Annotated in this window: 15 protein-coding genes and 1 pseudogene; 5 read left to right on the forward strand and 11 right to left on the reverse strand. The window is 74.4% G+C overall.

Annotated features, from left to right (window positions below; translation table 11 throughout):
- Positions 1 to 217 precede the first annotated feature (217 nt).
- From FHX73_RS46715 to FHX73_RS33225, 4 genes and pseudogenes are all read right to left on the reverse strand, one after another.
- A pseudogene (locus tag FHX73_RS46715) lies at positions 218 to 784 on the reverse strand (TerD family protein); the annotation flags it as partial.
- A gap of 125 nt (positions 785 to 909) precedes the next feature.
- Positions 910 to 1,116 carry a hypothetical protein gene (locus FHX73_RS33215; RefSeq protein ID WP_145909655.1) on the reverse strand — a complete coding sequence of 69 codons (207 nt, stop codon included), beginning with the start codon at positions 1,114 to 1,116 and terminating at the stop codon, positions 910 to 912.
- A gap of 225 nt (positions 1,117 to 1,341) precedes the next feature.
- Complete coding sequence (locus FHX73_RS33220) at positions 1,342 to 2,067, reverse strand: YcnI family copper-binding membrane protein (protein ID WP_145909656.1); 726 nt, start codon at positions 2,065 to 2,067, stop codon at positions 1,342 to 1,344.
- A 142-nt stretch (positions 2,068 to 2,209) separates the two neighbouring features.
- Positions 2,210 to 2,917, reverse strand: coding sequence for a hypothetical protein (locus FHX73_RS33225; protein ID WP_145909657.1), 708 nt, complete (start codon positions 2,915 to 2,917; stop codon positions 2,210 to 2,212).
- Positions 2,918 to 3,088: 171 nt separating this feature from the next.
- Between FHX73_RS33225 and FHX73_RS33230 the strand changes: the two genes are divergently transcribed.
- Entirely contained in the window at positions 3,089 to 3,655 is a 567-nt protein-coding gene (locus FHX73_RS33230; protein WP_246214031.1) for an RNA polymerase sigma factor, read from the forward strand.
- Positions 3,652 to 4,284: a hypothetical protein gene (locus tag FHX73_RS33235; protein ID WP_145909659.1), complete on the forward strand. Its 633-nt coding sequence runs from the start codon at positions 3,652 to 3,654 to the stop codon at positions 4,282 to 4,284. The genes FHX73_RS33230 and FHX73_RS33235 overlap by 4 nt, the downstream gene beginning before the upstream one ends.
- Before the next feature lie 21 nt (positions 4,285 to 4,305).
- Here FHX73_RS33235 and FHX73_RS33240 read toward each other — a convergent pair whose 3' ends face one another.
- Positions 4,306 to 5,184, reverse strand: a complete 879-nt coding sequence (locus FHX73_RS33240) for a class I SAM-dependent methyltransferase (RefSeq protein ID WP_145909660.1) — start codon at positions 5,182 to 5,184, stop codon at positions 4,306 to 4,308.
- Positions 5,185 to 5,291: 107 nt separating this feature from the next.
- Positions 5,292 to 5,915 (reverse strand): CGNR zinc finger domain-containing protein, encoded by a 624-nt coding sequence (locus tag FHX73_RS33245; protein ID WP_145909661.1) that lies wholly within the window; start codon positions 5,913 to 5,915, stop codon positions 5,292 to 5,294.
- Between the two features lie 82 nt (positions 5,916 to 5,997).
- Here FHX73_RS33245 and FHX73_RS33250 point away from each other — a divergent pair, with 82 nt between their 5' ends.
- A complete protein-coding gene (locus tag FHX73_RS33250; protein ID WP_145909662.1) occupies positions 5,998 to 6,744 on the forward strand; it encodes an MBL fold metallo-hydrolase in 747 nt (248 codons plus the stop codon).
- Positions 6,745 to 6,764: 20 nt separating this feature from the next.
- Here the strand turns inward: FHX73_RS33250 and FHX73_RS33255 are convergent, their stop codons facing one another.
- From FHX73_RS33255 to FHX73_RS33265, 3 genes are all read right to left on the reverse strand, one after another.
- Positions 6,765 to 7,409 carry an acyl-CoA-like ligand-binding transcription factor gene (locus tag FHX73_RS33255; RefSeq protein ID WP_145909663.1) on the reverse strand — a complete coding sequence of 215 codons (645 nt, stop codon included), beginning with the start codon at positions 7,407 to 7,409 and terminating at the stop codon, positions 6,765 to 6,767.
- Positions 7,406 to 8,989: an MFS transporter gene (locus tag FHX73_RS33260; RefSeq protein WP_246214032.1), complete on the reverse strand. Its 1,584-nt coding sequence runs from the start codon at positions 8,987 to 8,989 to the stop codon at positions 7,406 to 7,408. Before FHX73_RS33260 ends, FHX73_RS33255 begins: the two co-directional genes overlap by 4 nt.
- A gap of 171 nt (positions 8,990 to 9,160) precedes the next feature.
- Positions 9,161 to 9,964, reverse strand: coding sequence for an NRDE family protein (locus tag FHX73_RS33265; protein WP_145909664.1), 804 nt, complete (start codon positions 9,962 to 9,964; stop codon positions 9,161 to 9,163).
- A gap of 215 nt (positions 9,965 to 10,179) precedes the next feature.
- Here FHX73_RS33265 and FHX73_RS33270 point away from each other — a divergent pair, with 215 nt between their 5' ends.
- Together FHX73_RS33270 and FHX73_RS33275 are read left to right on the forward strand one after the other, a co-directional pair.
- Positions 10,180 to 10,518, forward strand: coding sequence for a VOC family protein (locus FHX73_RS33270; protein ID WP_145909665.1), 339 nt, complete (start codon positions 10,180 to 10,182; stop codon positions 10,516 to 10,518).
- Between the two features lie 171 nt (positions 10,519 to 10,689).
- A complete protein-coding gene (locus FHX73_RS33275; RefSeq protein ID WP_145909666.1) occupies positions 10,690 to 11,157 on the forward strand; it encodes a hypothetical protein in 468 nt (155 codons plus the stop codon).
- Between the two features lie 16 nt (positions 11,158 to 11,173).
- Here FHX73_RS33275 and FHX73_RS33280 read toward each other — a convergent pair whose 3' ends face one another.
- Entirely contained in the window at positions 11,174 to 11,653 is a 480-nt protein-coding gene (locus FHX73_RS33280; protein ID WP_145909667.1) for a VOC family protein, read from the reverse strand.
- An 82-nt stretch (positions 11,654 to 11,735) separates the two neighbouring features.
- Entirely contained in the window at positions 11,736 to 12,770 is a 1,035-nt protein-coding gene (locus FHX73_RS33285) for a beta family protein (RefSeq protein WP_145909668.1), read from the reverse strand.
- Positions 12,771 to 13,093: the final 323 nt, after the last annotated feature.

The following is a 13,093-nucleotide window of genomic DNA, read 5'->3' on the forward strand; positions in this document are numbered from 1 at the left end:
GGGACCAGAGCACGGCGGTCGTCCCGGCGCCGTGCGCGGGGTCGAAGAAGCAGGTCACGGGGGCACTCCTCGGGGTGGACGCCGGGATGAACGAGGGGGCGGGCGCGGCGGGCGGCGGCACGGCGGCCGCCGGTGCGGGAGCGGGCGCAGGTGCAGCCGCCGGTGCGGGCTCGGGCACAGCAGCAGTCGCAGGCGCAGGCGCAGGCGGCTCCTGGAGCAGCGCCACCCCGTAGTCGGTGGCGATCCCCGCCAGCCCGGTCGCGTACCCCTGCCCGATCGCGCGGAACTTCCAGTCCCCGCGGTGCCGGTAGAGCTCGCCGAAGACCATCGCCGTCTCGGTCCGCGCCTCCGCCGCCAGCTCGTAGCGGGCGATCTCCAGGCCGCTGCCGGGGTCGGCCAGCCGGACGAACGCCTGCCGCACCCGGCCGAAGTCCTGCCGCCGCTCGGCCGCCTGGTAGATCGCCACCGCGAAGACCACGGTCTGCACCTCGGCCGGCACGGCGGCCAGGTCGACCTCGATCTGCTGCCGGTCGCCGGGGCCGGCCGCGCCCGCGTCGACCGAGCCGCCGTGGTGGCGGACCGAGCCGTCGGGGCTGCGCAGGTTGTTGAAGAAGACGAAGTGCCGGTCGGAGACGACCCGGCCGGAGGCGTCGCACAGCAGCGCGCTGGCGTCGAGGTCGTAGCTCCCGTCGACCGTCCAGCCCAGCCCGACCAGCACCGTGCCGAGCCCCGGTGCCAGCTGGCCCAGGGAGACGTTGCCGCCCATCGTCAGCGCCACGCCCATGGACCCTCCTCCGTCACGGAGCCCGTCGACCGGCGTGCGACGGGCTTTCGTCGCCGATAACGCCGTACTCGACCCGGTTGGTTCCCGGCGCCCCGCGCCCGGCGCCCCGGTGGGTCCGGCCCCGGTCAGACCCGGTCGCCCCGGATCACGGCCGCCAACTCGATCTCCGTGCTCACCGGCCGCGGCAGCCCGTCCAGCAGCACGGCGGCCAGCGTCACCATGTCGGACCACTCCATCACCAGCCGCCGCCCGTCCCGCAGGTAGGCGTTGCGCCCCCATGCCTGGCCGCGCGCGGCCAGCTCGGGGAAGTCGGCGACCCCGGGGTTCAACACCCGTCGCCATCCCGCCGCCGATATCTCGGCATCCCAGAAACCCGGACCAGCAATCATCAAGCCTCCCTCACAGGGCCGTCACACTACTGCCCCGCCGATCGCGCCCGCGCACCAGGGTCCGTACACGCACCACCGCACGCACCGGACCCCCCGCCGGGCCCGGCACGCGACGGGGCCCGGACGCCGCTCGGCGTCCGGGCCCCGGGATCTCAGACCGTGCGGACGTTACTGGGCGGAGCCGCGCCCGCGCCGGCCGAGCAGCAGACCGGCCGCCACGCCGAGCGCGCCGAGCACCACGCCGGCGATGCCGAGCGCGCGGGCGGTGTTGTCACTGCTCGCCGACGACTTGCCCGCGGCGCTGGCCGCCGGCGCGGCCCCCGCACTGGGCGCGGCGCTCGCCGAGGCGTCGCTCGCGGCGGTCAGCTTCAGCACCGGCGCCGGGTGCTCCGGCTCCGGCTGGCCGTCCTTGGGCACGTCGATCCAGCGCACGACGGTGCCGTCGCTGTAGGTCTGCAGCGCCTTGAAGACCACCTGGTCGGTGCCGTCCGGCAGGGCGCCGAAGTCGACCGTGAAGTCCTGGTAGTGGCCGGGCGCGATCTGGCCGCCGGTCCAGACGATCTGCGAGACCACGTCGGTGATGTCGCCGTCGTCGGTGTGGATCGGGGTGGTCAGCTTGGTGGTCTGGATCTGGTCGGTCCAGCCCGGCACCGGCGCGACCAGCGCGGACGGGATCGGGTGGTCGGTCGGGAAGTCCACCTCGACCTTGACGGTGTTGGCGTTGTCCTGCTCGTTCGGCACCCGGAAGGCGAAGGTCTGGTCGGTCGCGTTCGCGGGGACGCTGCCCGGCTGCACGGTCACGTGGGCGGCGGCGGGCAGGGCGGTCAGCAGGACGGCAGCGCCGGCCGCCGCGAAGGCGGCGGTGAGGCGGCGGGCGGAAACGGAAAACGACATGGGGGTACTCCTGGTCGGCGGCTTGGCCTGTGGTGGTCGGACGGTCGGTGATCGGACGTCAGCCAACGGACGCCAGTGATCAGACGTCGGAGATCAGACGTCGGTGATCGGACGTCAGTGATCGGACGTCAGTGATCGGACGTCAGTGAACCGGGACCACCGGCGGGCCGCGCCGGGCCAGGGAGTGCCGCAGGACCGCACGGCCGGGCGCGCCGGGCGGCGGGTCGGCGGGTACGAAGCGAGCACCGGCGGGCTCCGGCACCGCCGCGCGCGCCTCGATCAGCGCGAGCACGGTGCGGGCGGCACCCGCGCAGCGCCGGGCCGCAGCGGCGGCGGCCCGGGAGGTCGAGCTGACCAGCCGCCACACGGCGGCCTCGCCGCGCCGCAGCCACCAGCCGGCGACGACCGTGGCGAGCAAGTGGCCGAGCAGCATCGCGGGGCTGAGCCCGAGCACCGCGTGGTGCCAGAGCGCGCCGGGCGCGACGCCCGAGCCGGACGCCCCCGGCATCCCGGACATCCCGGGCATGCCCAGCATCCCGCCCGTCGCCCCGGCGGGCGGGGCCTGCCGGATCGCCTGGGCCAGCTGGAAGAGCAGGTGCAGGGCGAGCTGTCCGCCGGCCAGCCCGGCGGTGATCGCCCGCAGCGAGCGCTCGCGCCGGGCGGCCCGGATCGCGGCGGCCAGCGCGAGCAGCCACCCGAAGAGCACCGCGCCGAGCGGGATCCCGGCCCCCGAGCCGATCAGGTGTCCGCCCACCCCGAGAAGCACGCAGACCGTCGCAAAAGGGACGGCCCGAACCAGCGTCAGGTCCAGTGCGGCGGAGCGCGCGGACTCGACGACGGGGGCATTCATGGCCGGGCCATCATGGCACTTGATCCACTCCGGCGACAGATGGCCCCGCAGGGGGCGCGCGAGGCCCGCCGCACCCCGGCTTCTCGACGCGAGCCGGCCTGCGGCGACGGCGCCGGTGGTAGGAAAGACCCATCGACCGAGGACGAACGGTCGGACGGCGAACGACCAGGGGTGAGCACGGTGGCCGAGGAGCGGCGGTGCGACGGCCCACCTGGCACTCCCGCCGGCGCGCCCCCTGACGGACCGACAGCGGACACCCCGCTCGCCCTCGCCTTCGACGCGCTCTTCGCCGACCTGCTCCCCCGTCTCTACCGGCGGGCCGCGCTGCTCACCGGCGAGGGCGCCCAGGACGCGGTGCACGACACCTACCTGAAGCTGCGCCCGCACCCGGAACGGCTGCTCGGCCACCCGGTGCCGTACGCCTACGCCTTCCGCACCCTGGTGAGCGTGATCCACAACACCCGGCGGCACCGGCGCCGGCACGTCCTGGTCGACCGGGTGCCGGAGCAGCCGGAGCCGGGCGGCGCACTGGTGCTGCGCGAGGCCGAGTGGCAGTCACGGTGGCTGCTCGGACAGTTGACGCTCCGTCAGGCCGCCGCCGTGCTGCTGGTCGACCTCGACGCGCACACCATCGACGAGGCCGCCGCCATCCTGGGCGTGCACCGCGGCACCGTCTCCCGGGCGCGCGCCCGCGCGCTCTCCCACCTCCGCACCCTCGCCAAGGACGGCGACGCATGAGGCCGCACCGCGAGTCCGCCGATGCCACGGGCGACCGGCTCCGCACCCTGCTGCGGGCCGCCGACGACGACGTCGAGGTCCCTCCGGACCTGTTCGACCGGATTCGCCGGCCCCGCCCGACGCCCGCCGCACCGCCGGCAGCGCGGCGGCGACGTCTGCGACCGCTGCTGGCCGCGGGTGCGGTCGCGGTGGTGGCGGCCGGTGCGGCGCTGCTGGCGGGCACCGGGGGGTTGCACCTGTTCCACCGGCAGTCAGCACAGGCCCCGCCGGGCGGCACGGGCATCACCGTCACGGTCTACAACGCGGAGGCCGGCTGCCGCCCGCTGCACACCCTCGAATGCGCCCTCGACCTGCTCCAGAACCCGCACGAGCGCTACGTCGCGCAGTACTCGGCCGGCCTGGTCTGGCACGGCGAGCGGCTGTCCGCCGACTGCGTGGTCACCGACGGGACCCTGCTGACGGACGAGGCCGGCGTCTCCAGCCGGCGCTGGTACCACGTCACCCTGCCCACCGGCGCGACCGGTTGGCTCCCGGGCGCCCGCACCCGCAACACCGAGGAGGTCCCGTTCTGCGCCACCGACCCGGCTCTGCCGCCCGACACCCTCCCCGGCCCGACGTCCTCCCCCTGAGTCAGCCCCTGCTCCGGGCCGTCACCTCCGCCCGCTCACCAGCAGCGCGGCGTGCGGGAGCAGCAGCGTCCCGTCGGCGTCGGCGAACTCGCGGCTCAGCTCCAGGTAGTGCCCGCGCACCAGTTCGCGGACCGACTCCTCCTGCGCCAGCAGCAGTTGGCCGATGAACCCGATCCCGGCCGCCGCACCGTCCCACCACTCCTGCCGGCCCGCGCGGTGCTCCCAGCGCAGCTCGACGCACTCCGGCTCGCGCCAGCCGGCCGACTCCAGCAGTGCCACCAGGCCCGCCGGGGTGCGTGGGAAGTCGTGCTCGGCGTCCAGCGGCGGCAGGTGGGCGGGGCGGGTGACCCCGGCGGCCTCGACAGCCCGCCAGAGCAGGGTCTGCCCGGCGGCGGCCGGCACCGCCCAGATGGTCAACGCGATCCGCCCGCCCGGCCGGACCACCCGGCGCAGCTCGGTCAGCGCGGCGGCCGGCCGGCCGACGTGGTTGAGCACGAAGTTGCCCACCACGGCATCGAACTCCTGGTCCGCACAAGGAAGTTCCGGCAGCGTGCCGAGCCGGACCGCAGCCTGCGGCACCGCCTCGCGGGCCAGTTCCACCATGCTGGGCTCGGCGTCCACGGCGGTGACCAGGGCCGCCCGGGCGACCGCGGCGGCCGCCACGGTGCCGGGCCCGGTGCCGACGTCGAGCACCCGGTCACCGGCACCGACCCCGGCCGCGTCCAGCAACTGCGGCACGGCGCCGGCGCAGAGCTTGGCGAAGCTGTCCGCGTACGCGCGCCCGCGCCCGGCCCAGGCCCGCCGCTCGTACCCGTCGAAGGGCGTCTCCGACTCCCCCACCCCCGGCCGTTCCGGTTCGGTGGCGCCCAGGTGCAGGTCGGAAAGGTGAAGGTTCCTCATGTGGCGAACCTACCGACCACGCCGCCCGGCGGACCAGCCTCCCCGACCACCGCCGATCCACCGCCCGCCGCCCGCCGCCGACTGCGGCGCCCCCACCCGACGCCGCGTCAGTCCACCTGCTTCGCGGCGTCCCTGGCCTGGGTCCGGCGCGCGTATGCGCGCGCGGCGCGGACCCGGTCGCCGCACCGGGTGGAGCACCAGTGCCGGGCCGCGTGGGTGCGCAGCAGGTAGCGGGTGCAGGGGGTGGCGGCGCAGCGCACCATCAGCTCGGCGTCGGGGCCGGTGAGCAGTTCGGCGGCGTCGGCGGCGACTGCGGCCATGGCGTGCTCGGCGGCGCGGTCGGCCGGGTGGGCCGGGGCGCGGTGCAGGCCGCGGGTCTCGTCCCAGCGCAGCAGGGCCGCCGAGGGCGCGGTGGTCAGCGCGGTGTTGACGGCTTGGAGCGCCGCCGGCGGGGCGGGCGTGCCTTCGACGCACGCCGAGAGCAGTGCTCTCAATTGTGAGCGGAGCTCTCGAAGGCGACCCGCGCAGTACTCGTAGAGCACCGCGTCGTCGGTGGCCAGGTCGTGAGCGCGCAGCCAGTGGACGGCGGCGTCCGGGCTGTCGAGCAGGTCGACCGGCCCGGCGGGCAGGGCGAGCAAGGTGTTGGCGAAGGCGAGCGCGACGTGCTGCGCGGAGCCCGGCGCGGGCGGCAGTGGGTCGGCGGCGGTCACGGTCTCTGTCACGCCTCTCATGTTAAACCTTGCGCTTCTCCGTGAGGAGTAGCTAGATTTCCCTCACGGCAAACGCCAGCTTTTCCCATGAGGGAGATTAATAATGGCCAGCATTACTGTCTTCGGCGGCCCCACCGCGCTCATCGAGTTCGGCGGCCTGCGCCTGCTGACCGACCCGACCTTCGACGCGCCGGGCGACTACCCGGTCGGCGCCGACCGGAAGCTCACCAAGACCGCGCCCACCGCCACCACCCCCGCCGCACTCGGCCGGATCGACGCGGTGCTGCTCTCCCACGACGAGCACCCGGACAACCTGGACACCGCCGGGCGGGCCTACCTCACCGAGGTGTCGACCGTGCTCACCACCCCCAGCGGCGCGGGCCGGCTCGGCGGTTCCGCCCGGGGCCTGGCCCCCTGGCAGTCCGTCACCCTGCCCCGCCCGGACGGCGGCACGGTGACCGTCACCGCCACACCCGCCCAGCACGGCCCCGAGGGCTGCGAGCCGCTGACCGGCGAGGTGATCGGCTTCGTGCTGACCGCCGACGACCTGCCCTCGGTCTACGTCAGCGGCGACAACGCCTCACTCGCGGTGGTCAAGGAGGTCGCCGACCGGTTCGGCCCGGTCGACACCGCGCTGCTGTTCGCCGGCGCCGCCCGCACCGTGCTCTTCGACGGCGCCCTGCTCACCCTGGACAGCGCCCAGGCCGCCGAGGCCGCCGCCCTGCTCGGCGCCCGCGAGGTGGTGCCCGCCCATTTCGACAGCTGGGGCCACTTCACCGAGGGCCGCGAGCAGCTGACCGCTGCCTTCACCACCGCCGGCCTCGCCGACCGCCTGCGGTTCTCCTCCTGACCCCGCGTCAGGAGGGTTGCTCACACCTGGGACGGGCCCAGCGCGTCGAACGCCGCGCCCACCAGCTCGGCCAGGTCGTCCACCCCGTCGTGCTCCGCCCAGTAGACGACCGCCTCGGCGGAGGCCGCCAGCATCGCCGCGACCAGCGCGCGCACCGGGAGGTCGCCGGCCGGGCGGCCGGTCCGCTCCGCGATCAGCGCGCAGAGCCGGTCCGAGGTCTCCTGCTGCTCCGCCATCGCGCGGGCCCGGATCGCCGGCACGGCACGGAAGAGCTGCATCCGCAGCAGCACCTCGTCACGCTCCACCGCGAGGATCTGCCGCAGCGGTCCGATCATCGCCTGCCGGAGCGACTCGATCAGCGGCTCGTCCACCGGGCGGCTGCGGAACCCGTTCTCCAGCAGCGGGTCGTAGTCGTCGCTGATGACCACGTCTTCCTTGGTCGGGAAGTACCGGAAGAAGGTGCTGGGCGAGACCTCGGCCTGGGAGGCGATCTGGTCGACCGTGGTGGCGTCGTACCCCTGCTCGGCGAAGAGGTCGAAGGCCGCCGAGCGGATCGCCCGGCGGGTCTTCAGCTTCTTGCGCTCGCGCAGGCCGAGCGGAGCGGCGAGCAGCTCCTCCAGCTCGGAGCCGGCGGCGGGTCGGATGTCAGGCAGGCCGGGGGTCATGCCCTGGATTCTGCCTCACCTCCGGCCCGGCCCGGCATCCGCCAGGCGATCAAGGCCGCGGAGAGCACCGCCCCGATCCCGCAGGCCAGCAGCACCAGGTCCATGCCGTGCACGAAGGCGGCGCGCGCGGAGAGCGCCAGGGCCGGGTCGTTCGCCGCCCGCGCGATCGCCTGCGCGGCCGAGACCGAGCCGCGCGCGGTGTGCGCGGCGGCGGCCGGCAGTCGACCGGTCGTCAGCCGGGCCGTGTAGGCGCCCGCGAGCAGGCTGCCGAGCAGTGCGACGCCGATCGCGCTGCCGGACTGGCGCAGTGTCTGCAGCAGGCCGGAGCCGACGCCGGCCCGGTCCTCCGGCAGCGCCGCCATCGCAGCGCCCATCGCGGGGACCATGGTGAACCCGGTGCCGAGACCGAGCAGCGAGAGCCAGATCGCGGTGCGGCCGTAGCCGTCGCCGCCGGAGGTGGTGGCGCCCAGCAGCATCGCGGCCGCCATCACCAGCAGGCCCGCGGCGATCACCCAGCGCGCCGACAGCCGGTGGACCAGCCGCTCCGCCGCCCGCGCCGCGACCAGCAGCCCGGCCATCAGCGGCATCAACCGGATCCCGGTGCCGAGCGCGTCGTAGCCGAGCGCCGACTGCAGGTACTGCGGCAGTACGAAGAGGCCGCCGGCCAGCACGAACGAGACCAGCACCGAGGCGACCGAGCTCCAGCGGTAGGCCTGGTCGGCGAGCAGGGTGAAGTCGACCATCGGGTTCGGCTGGGTGCGCTCGCGCCGGACCAGGCCGCCGAGCAGCAGCACCGCCGCGACCAGCGCGGCCACCACCTTCGCGGAGCCCCAGCCGTCGGCCGGGCCCTGGATGATGCCGAAGGTGAGCGCGGCCAGCCCCAGCACGCCGATGACGGCGCTGACCGGGTCGACCCGCGGCACCGAGGGGTCGCGCGACTCCGGCACCAGCCACAGGCAGGCGGCGATGCCGATCACGATCAGCGGCACGTTGATCAGGAAGATCGAGCCCCACCAGAAGTGGTTGAGCAGCAGCCCGCCCAGCATCGGGCCGAGCGGCATGCCGATCGCCATCCCCGCCGTCATGATCGCCACGGCGCGCGGTCGCTCGGCCGGGCTGAACAGGCTCGGCAGGATCGCGATGCCGAGCGGCATGATCAGCGAGCCGCCGAGCCCCATCACGGCGCGCACCGCGATCAGCGTGGCGGAGGAGTCCGCCAGCGTGCCGACCATCGAGGCGACGCCGAACAGCACCAGCCCGCCGATCAGCAGCCGGCGCCGCCCGAACCGGTCGCCGAGCAGGCCGGCCGGCAGCATCGCGGCGGCGAAGACCACCAGGTAGGCGTCGGCGATCCACTGCAACTGGCCGGTGGAGGCGTGCAGTTGCACCGCCATCTCGGGCAGCGCGACGTTCAGGATGGTGCCGTCGAAGCCGAGCACCAGCACGCTCAGGCAGATCGCGGCCAGCGCCCACCAACGGCGGTTGCCGCCCCGGCCCGCCCCACCGGGCGGCGCGGCGGTGCTCGCGGTCGCGTCCGTCATCGCACTCGCGGTCCCGCTCGTGGTCCCGTCCACGGTCATGGCAGCCCCCTTGAGAGTCCCTGTCTTATGACAGTAACTCTCATTTCGGAGACGCTGTCAATCGAACAGGGGCAGGGGCATGCGCGAGCAGCCCAGCGCCGTCAACGGCCCTGGGCTGCTCGTGTCTTGGGTCTCGGGTCGGTCAGAAGGTGGTCATGGGGATCAACGCGGTCACCGCTCCGCAGCCAGGTCGACCCGCTGCCACTGACCCTCGCTCGGCGCCGCGCTGAAGTCGTATCGCGCCCCAGCGGGCCCGAGGGCGAGCAGGGATATCGAGGTCGAGCCCCAGATCCGCCCGTCGCCGAAGTCCCGACGCTGTATCAGGGCGGCCCGGTCGTCCAGCTCCAGGCCGTCCCCGCAGGCGAGCGGCAGCCACTCGCCCCAGGCCTGCCGGGTCGAGCCCGCGCCGGGCTCGGGGCGCACCGCCGCCGCCAGCCGGGCCCGGAAGTGCACGGCCCGGGCGGCCATCATCAGCCGGGCCCGCCGCGAGGTGGTGCGGTTCTCCGCCCGGCCCTCCAGCCCGTCGTTGACCACGACGCTCAGCCCGGTCGGCAGCGCCCGGTCGACCAGCTCGCCCCCTCCCCAGCTCAGCACCCGCACGCCGGTGGGCCGCGCCAGGACCAGGTGGAACGGGTCGTACCGTTCGAGGTCCGTGCGGTCGAGGCGGTCGAACCCGCCCTCGGTCACGGCGAGCAGCGGCAGGCCCCCGCGCGAGAGGCGGGCGTGCGGGTCCGCCGCCGGGCCGAAGCCGTTGAGCAGGCACGCCACCGCCGGTCCGTCCCCGGACCCGTCACCCGGCCGGACGGCGAGCCAGGTGCCGCCCGCGACCAGGTCGAGGCCGCCGACCAGGTCGGGGCTCGACGGCCAGTGGTGGTCCGGCGGCAGCCACTGCCGGCCGACGTACTCGTCCCGCACCGAGAGCAGCAGCACCGGCACGGCCGATGTCGGTTCGATGCTGATGAACGCCGTACACATGTCGCCCCCGTGGACTTCCTGAACTGCCGATCGCAGGTACCACCCTCGTGACGATCCTCGCACGCCTGATCGACCGGCCCGCCGGACCGGCCCCCGATCGCCCGGCTGGACCGGCCCCCGATCGATCAGGAATCAAGAAGCCCCCGCCCCGGCCCCGCTCGTAGCGTGGAGACACCGCCGGGGAGCACCGGCACCGGAGCAAAAGGAGAGGTCAGATGGCCGACAACTTCAAGGCGATCATCTACCCGGTCAAGGACCTGGAGAAGGCCAAGGCCCTGTTCACCACCCTGCTCGGCGCCCAGCCGGACCAGGACGCCCCCTACTACGTCGGCTGGACCATCGACGGCCAGAACATCGGCCTCAACCCGCACGGCTTCGACCAGGGCATGACCGGCCCGGTCCCCTACGTGGACGTGGCCGACCTCGAAGCCCGGATCGACGCCCTGACGGCGGCCGGCGCGAGCGTCCGGCAGCAGCCCACGGACGTCGGCGGCGGCCTGCGGATCGCCACCGTCGAGGACGCCGACGGGAACATCATCGGCCTGCGCGGGTAGGCGACCCCCGTGGTCCCGGCCGGCGCCACCGGCCGCGTGCCCACCGGCACGCGGCCGGGCCCGCGCCGCCGCGAGCCCGCACGCTACGGTTGCCCACCGAGACCACGACGCACCACGACGCACCACCAGGCACAGGCACCACCAGGCACCACCACTCACGGAAGAAGAGCCATGCCCCGCAGGACGGCGGCTGCTCTACGGCTCGACGCCGACTGCCGGTCCCGGCTTCGGGACCACCCGCGCCGGCCATCCCGACTCACCTCCCGCACACGTCGTCAGGCGGCCCGCTTCGAGACCGAACGGGGCCTGCACGAGCGGCGGCTCGAAGACGCCGTCCACCGCTGGCGGGCGTTCACGCGCCGTCCGGGCCGCACGCTCTACCTGCCCGAGCCGGACCTGCCGGGCTACGACATCTGGGACGACCGCTCGCTGATCGAGCGGGCCATCGGCGCGCTCGACGCACGGGCGGCTCGGGAGCTCGCCTCGGTCGTCAGGGACGTCGACGCCGCCTTCCTGGCGCGCACCCTGCCCGACCCGTACGCTCCGCGCGCCTGGCCGTGGTGGCGCCGCAGGTGCCAGGAGCTGGGCGACATCCTGGACGTCCCCTCGCAGGCGCACGGCCGGCCGGCCGGACCGTAGGCGAGCCCCGGGTCCGTCACCCCTCGCCGGCGTGCGCCCGCAGCAGCGCGGCGATGTCCAGCTTCCCCATCGCCATCATCGCCTTGGTGGCCCGGGCGGCCTTCTCCGGGTCGGGGTCGCCCAGCAGCTGCGGCATCACCGTCGGCACCACCTGCCAGGACACCCCGAACCGGTCCTTCAGCCACCCGCACGGCCCCTCCTCGCCGCCCTCGGAGAGCTTCTCCCAGTAGTGGTCCACCTCGGCCTGGTCCGCGCACGGGATCTGGAACGAGATCGCCTCGGAGAAGCTGAACTGCGGCCCGCCGTTCAGCCCGAGGAACCGCTGGCCGTTCAGCGTGAACTCCACCGTCAGCGCGCTCCCGGGCGCCCCGGGCCCGGCCTCGGTGTGCCGCAGGACCGACCCCAGGCTGGAGTCGGGGAAGATCCCCAGGTAGTGCTTGGCGGCCTCCTCCGCCTGGCCGTCGAACCAGAGACAGGTGACAAGCTGACCGGTCATCACATTCCTCCCGGAGCGGTCGAAAACGGGTACTCCCCATGAGTACCGCGTGCCCCGGACAACCGCCGCCGGGACGCGCCGCTCAGGGGTGGCCGCCCCGGATGATGAACCGCACCACGGAGGCCAGGTGGTGCGAGGTGTCCCAGGCCCGCCGTTCCCGGTGACCGCCGGACTTCTCGCCGTCCTGCCTGGCCGCGTACGCGGCGATCTGCCCGGCTCCCCAGGAGAACGCGGCCGGATTGGTCGGCCAGACGGTGGAGTCGGTGAACCTCCGGTAGAGCTTGAGGCAGTCCGATCCGCGCGCCGAGGCCGCCCGCATCACGTACCAGTGCGGGCCGTTCAGGTAGCGCAGCCCGGCCGGTCCCTCCTCGTCCTCGTCGTAGCGGCCCACGTGGGTGGGCCCGTGGTCGCCGTAGTCCAGCGCGAAGCCGCCGAGCAGTTCCCGGGTCCGGCCCCAGAGGTCCAGGTCGTGACGGCGCAGGACCTGCAGCCGGTAGGAGGATCGCGGCAGCGTGGCCGGAAAGGCGCCGCTGGTGAGGGCAGTGCTGCGCCAACCGAACGGCCAAGCCCAGTCCACCGCACGCACGGCGCGCAATGCCATCCGCTCGACCGCCGCCTCGTCGCCGACGTGACCGGCATCGAGCAGCAGGTCGACCTCGGAGGGCAGCAGCTCGACCGCACGCAGGACCCGCCAGATCTCGTCGCCCAGCGACTCGTACTGACGGTGCTCCACCTCATCCAGCGTCAGGCGCAGGCATCCACCGGCACGATGGAGCAGGTGCATGTGACCGGCTTCGGCGAGCGCCACCGGTCCGTCACCCGGCCGGAAGACCGGCACCGCCGTCACGGACTCCTCCGCCAGACCCGCGCTGAGCACCCGCAACGCTCTGCCGTCCGCCTCGCGGGGCAGTCGGAGGTGGTGGAAGTCCACCGCGACCTTGCACTCCGTCTTCAGCCATCGCCTGACCGCCGTCAGGAGCGCGTCGACGGCACGGGCCGGCCCCTCCCGCGGCATCACCTCCAGCACCGGCCGGATCCGCGCCCGCACCCACGGCTCCGTCTTCCGCAGCGCCAGCAGCTCGCCCTGCTTCGCGTACAGCACCGGCACGTACTCCATCGGCTTCCCCCAGCAGACCCGCCCCGCCCGGAACCGCGCGTACTCCGTCAGTGTGCGGCGCCGGGGCTGGCGCGGACAGACCGGATACGGCCGACCCCGGTGCGGGGCGCGGAAAACCTGTTTGCACCTGCCCGCCGACTCGATAGGATCGCCGCATTCCCGTGGGGAGCCGAGCCGATGATCGCGGCCCGGCCCAGGGCGAGTGAGGAGGTGCGTAAACGTGATGACGGCCGCTGTGACGCGGCGCGCTTCGACCTGCGCGCCAGACGCCTTCACCCGTTCCCTGCCCGCCGGCTGACGAGTCGTCCGCTGACGCACCCTCC

The sequence above is a fragment of the Kitasatospora viridis genome, assembly GCF_007829815.1.
Lineage (GTDB): Bacteria > Actinomycetota > Actinomycetes > Streptomycetales > Streptomycetaceae > Kitasatospora > Kitasatospora viridis.

What these genes read in the sequence shown, in the direction of transcription:
- FHX73_RS33220 (WP_145909656.1), bottom strand. Translation starts at nt 2,067, where the DNA reads ATGTCGTTTTCCGTTTCCGCCCGCCGCCTCACCGCCGCCTTCGCGGCG.
- FHX73_RS33225 (WP_145909657.1), bottom strand. Translation starts at nt 2,917, where the DNA reads ATGAATGCCCCCGTCGTCGAGTCCGCGCGCTCCGCCGCACTGGACCTG.
- FHX73_RS33235 (WP_145909659.1), top strand. Translation starts at nt 3,652, where the DNA reads ATGAGGCCGCACCGCGAGTCCGCCGATGCCACGGGCGACCGGCTCCGC.
- FHX73_RS33240 (WP_145909660.1), bottom strand. Translation starts at nt 5,184, where the DNA reads ATGAGGAACCTTCACCTTTCCGACCTGCACCTGGGCGCCACCGAACCG.
- FHX73_RS33245 (WP_145909661.1), bottom strand. Translation starts at nt 5,915, where the DNA reads ATGAGAGGCGTGACAGAGACCGTGACCGCCGCCGACCCACTGCCGCCC.
- FHX73_RS33250 (WP_145909662.1), top strand. Translation starts at nt 5,998, where the DNA reads ATGGCCAGCATTACTGTCTTCGGCGGCCCCACCGCGCTCATCGAGTTC.
- FHX73_RS33255 (WP_145909663.1), bottom strand. Translation starts at nt 7,409, where the DNA reads ATGACCCCCGGCCTGCCTGACATCCGACCCGCCGCCGGCTCCGAGCTG.
- FHX73_RS33260 (WP_246214032.1), bottom strand. Translation starts at nt 8,989, where the DNA reads ATGACCGTGGACGGGACCACGAGCGGGACCGCGAGTGCGATGACGGAC.
- FHX73_RS33265 (WP_145909664.1), bottom strand. Translation starts at nt 9,964, where the DNA reads ATGTGTACGGCGTTCATCAGCATCGAACCGACATCGGCCGTGCCGGTG.
- FHX73_RS33270 (WP_145909665.1), top strand. Translation starts at nt 10,180, where the DNA reads ATGGCCGACAACTTCAAGGCGATCATCTACCCGGTCAAGGACCTGGAG.
- FHX73_RS33275 (WP_145909666.1), top strand. Translation starts at nt 10,690, where the DNA reads ATGCCCCGCAGGACGGCGGCTGCTCTACGGCTCGACGCCGACTGCCGG.
- FHX73_RS33280 (WP_145909667.1), bottom strand. Translation starts at nt 11,653, where the DNA reads ATGACCGGTCAGCTTGTCACCTGTCTCTGGTTCGACGGCCAGGCGGAG.
- FHX73_RS33285 (WP_145909668.1), bottom strand. Translation starts at nt 12,770, where the DNA reads ATGGAGTACGTGCCGGTGCTGTACGCGAAGCAGGGCGAGCTGCTGGCG.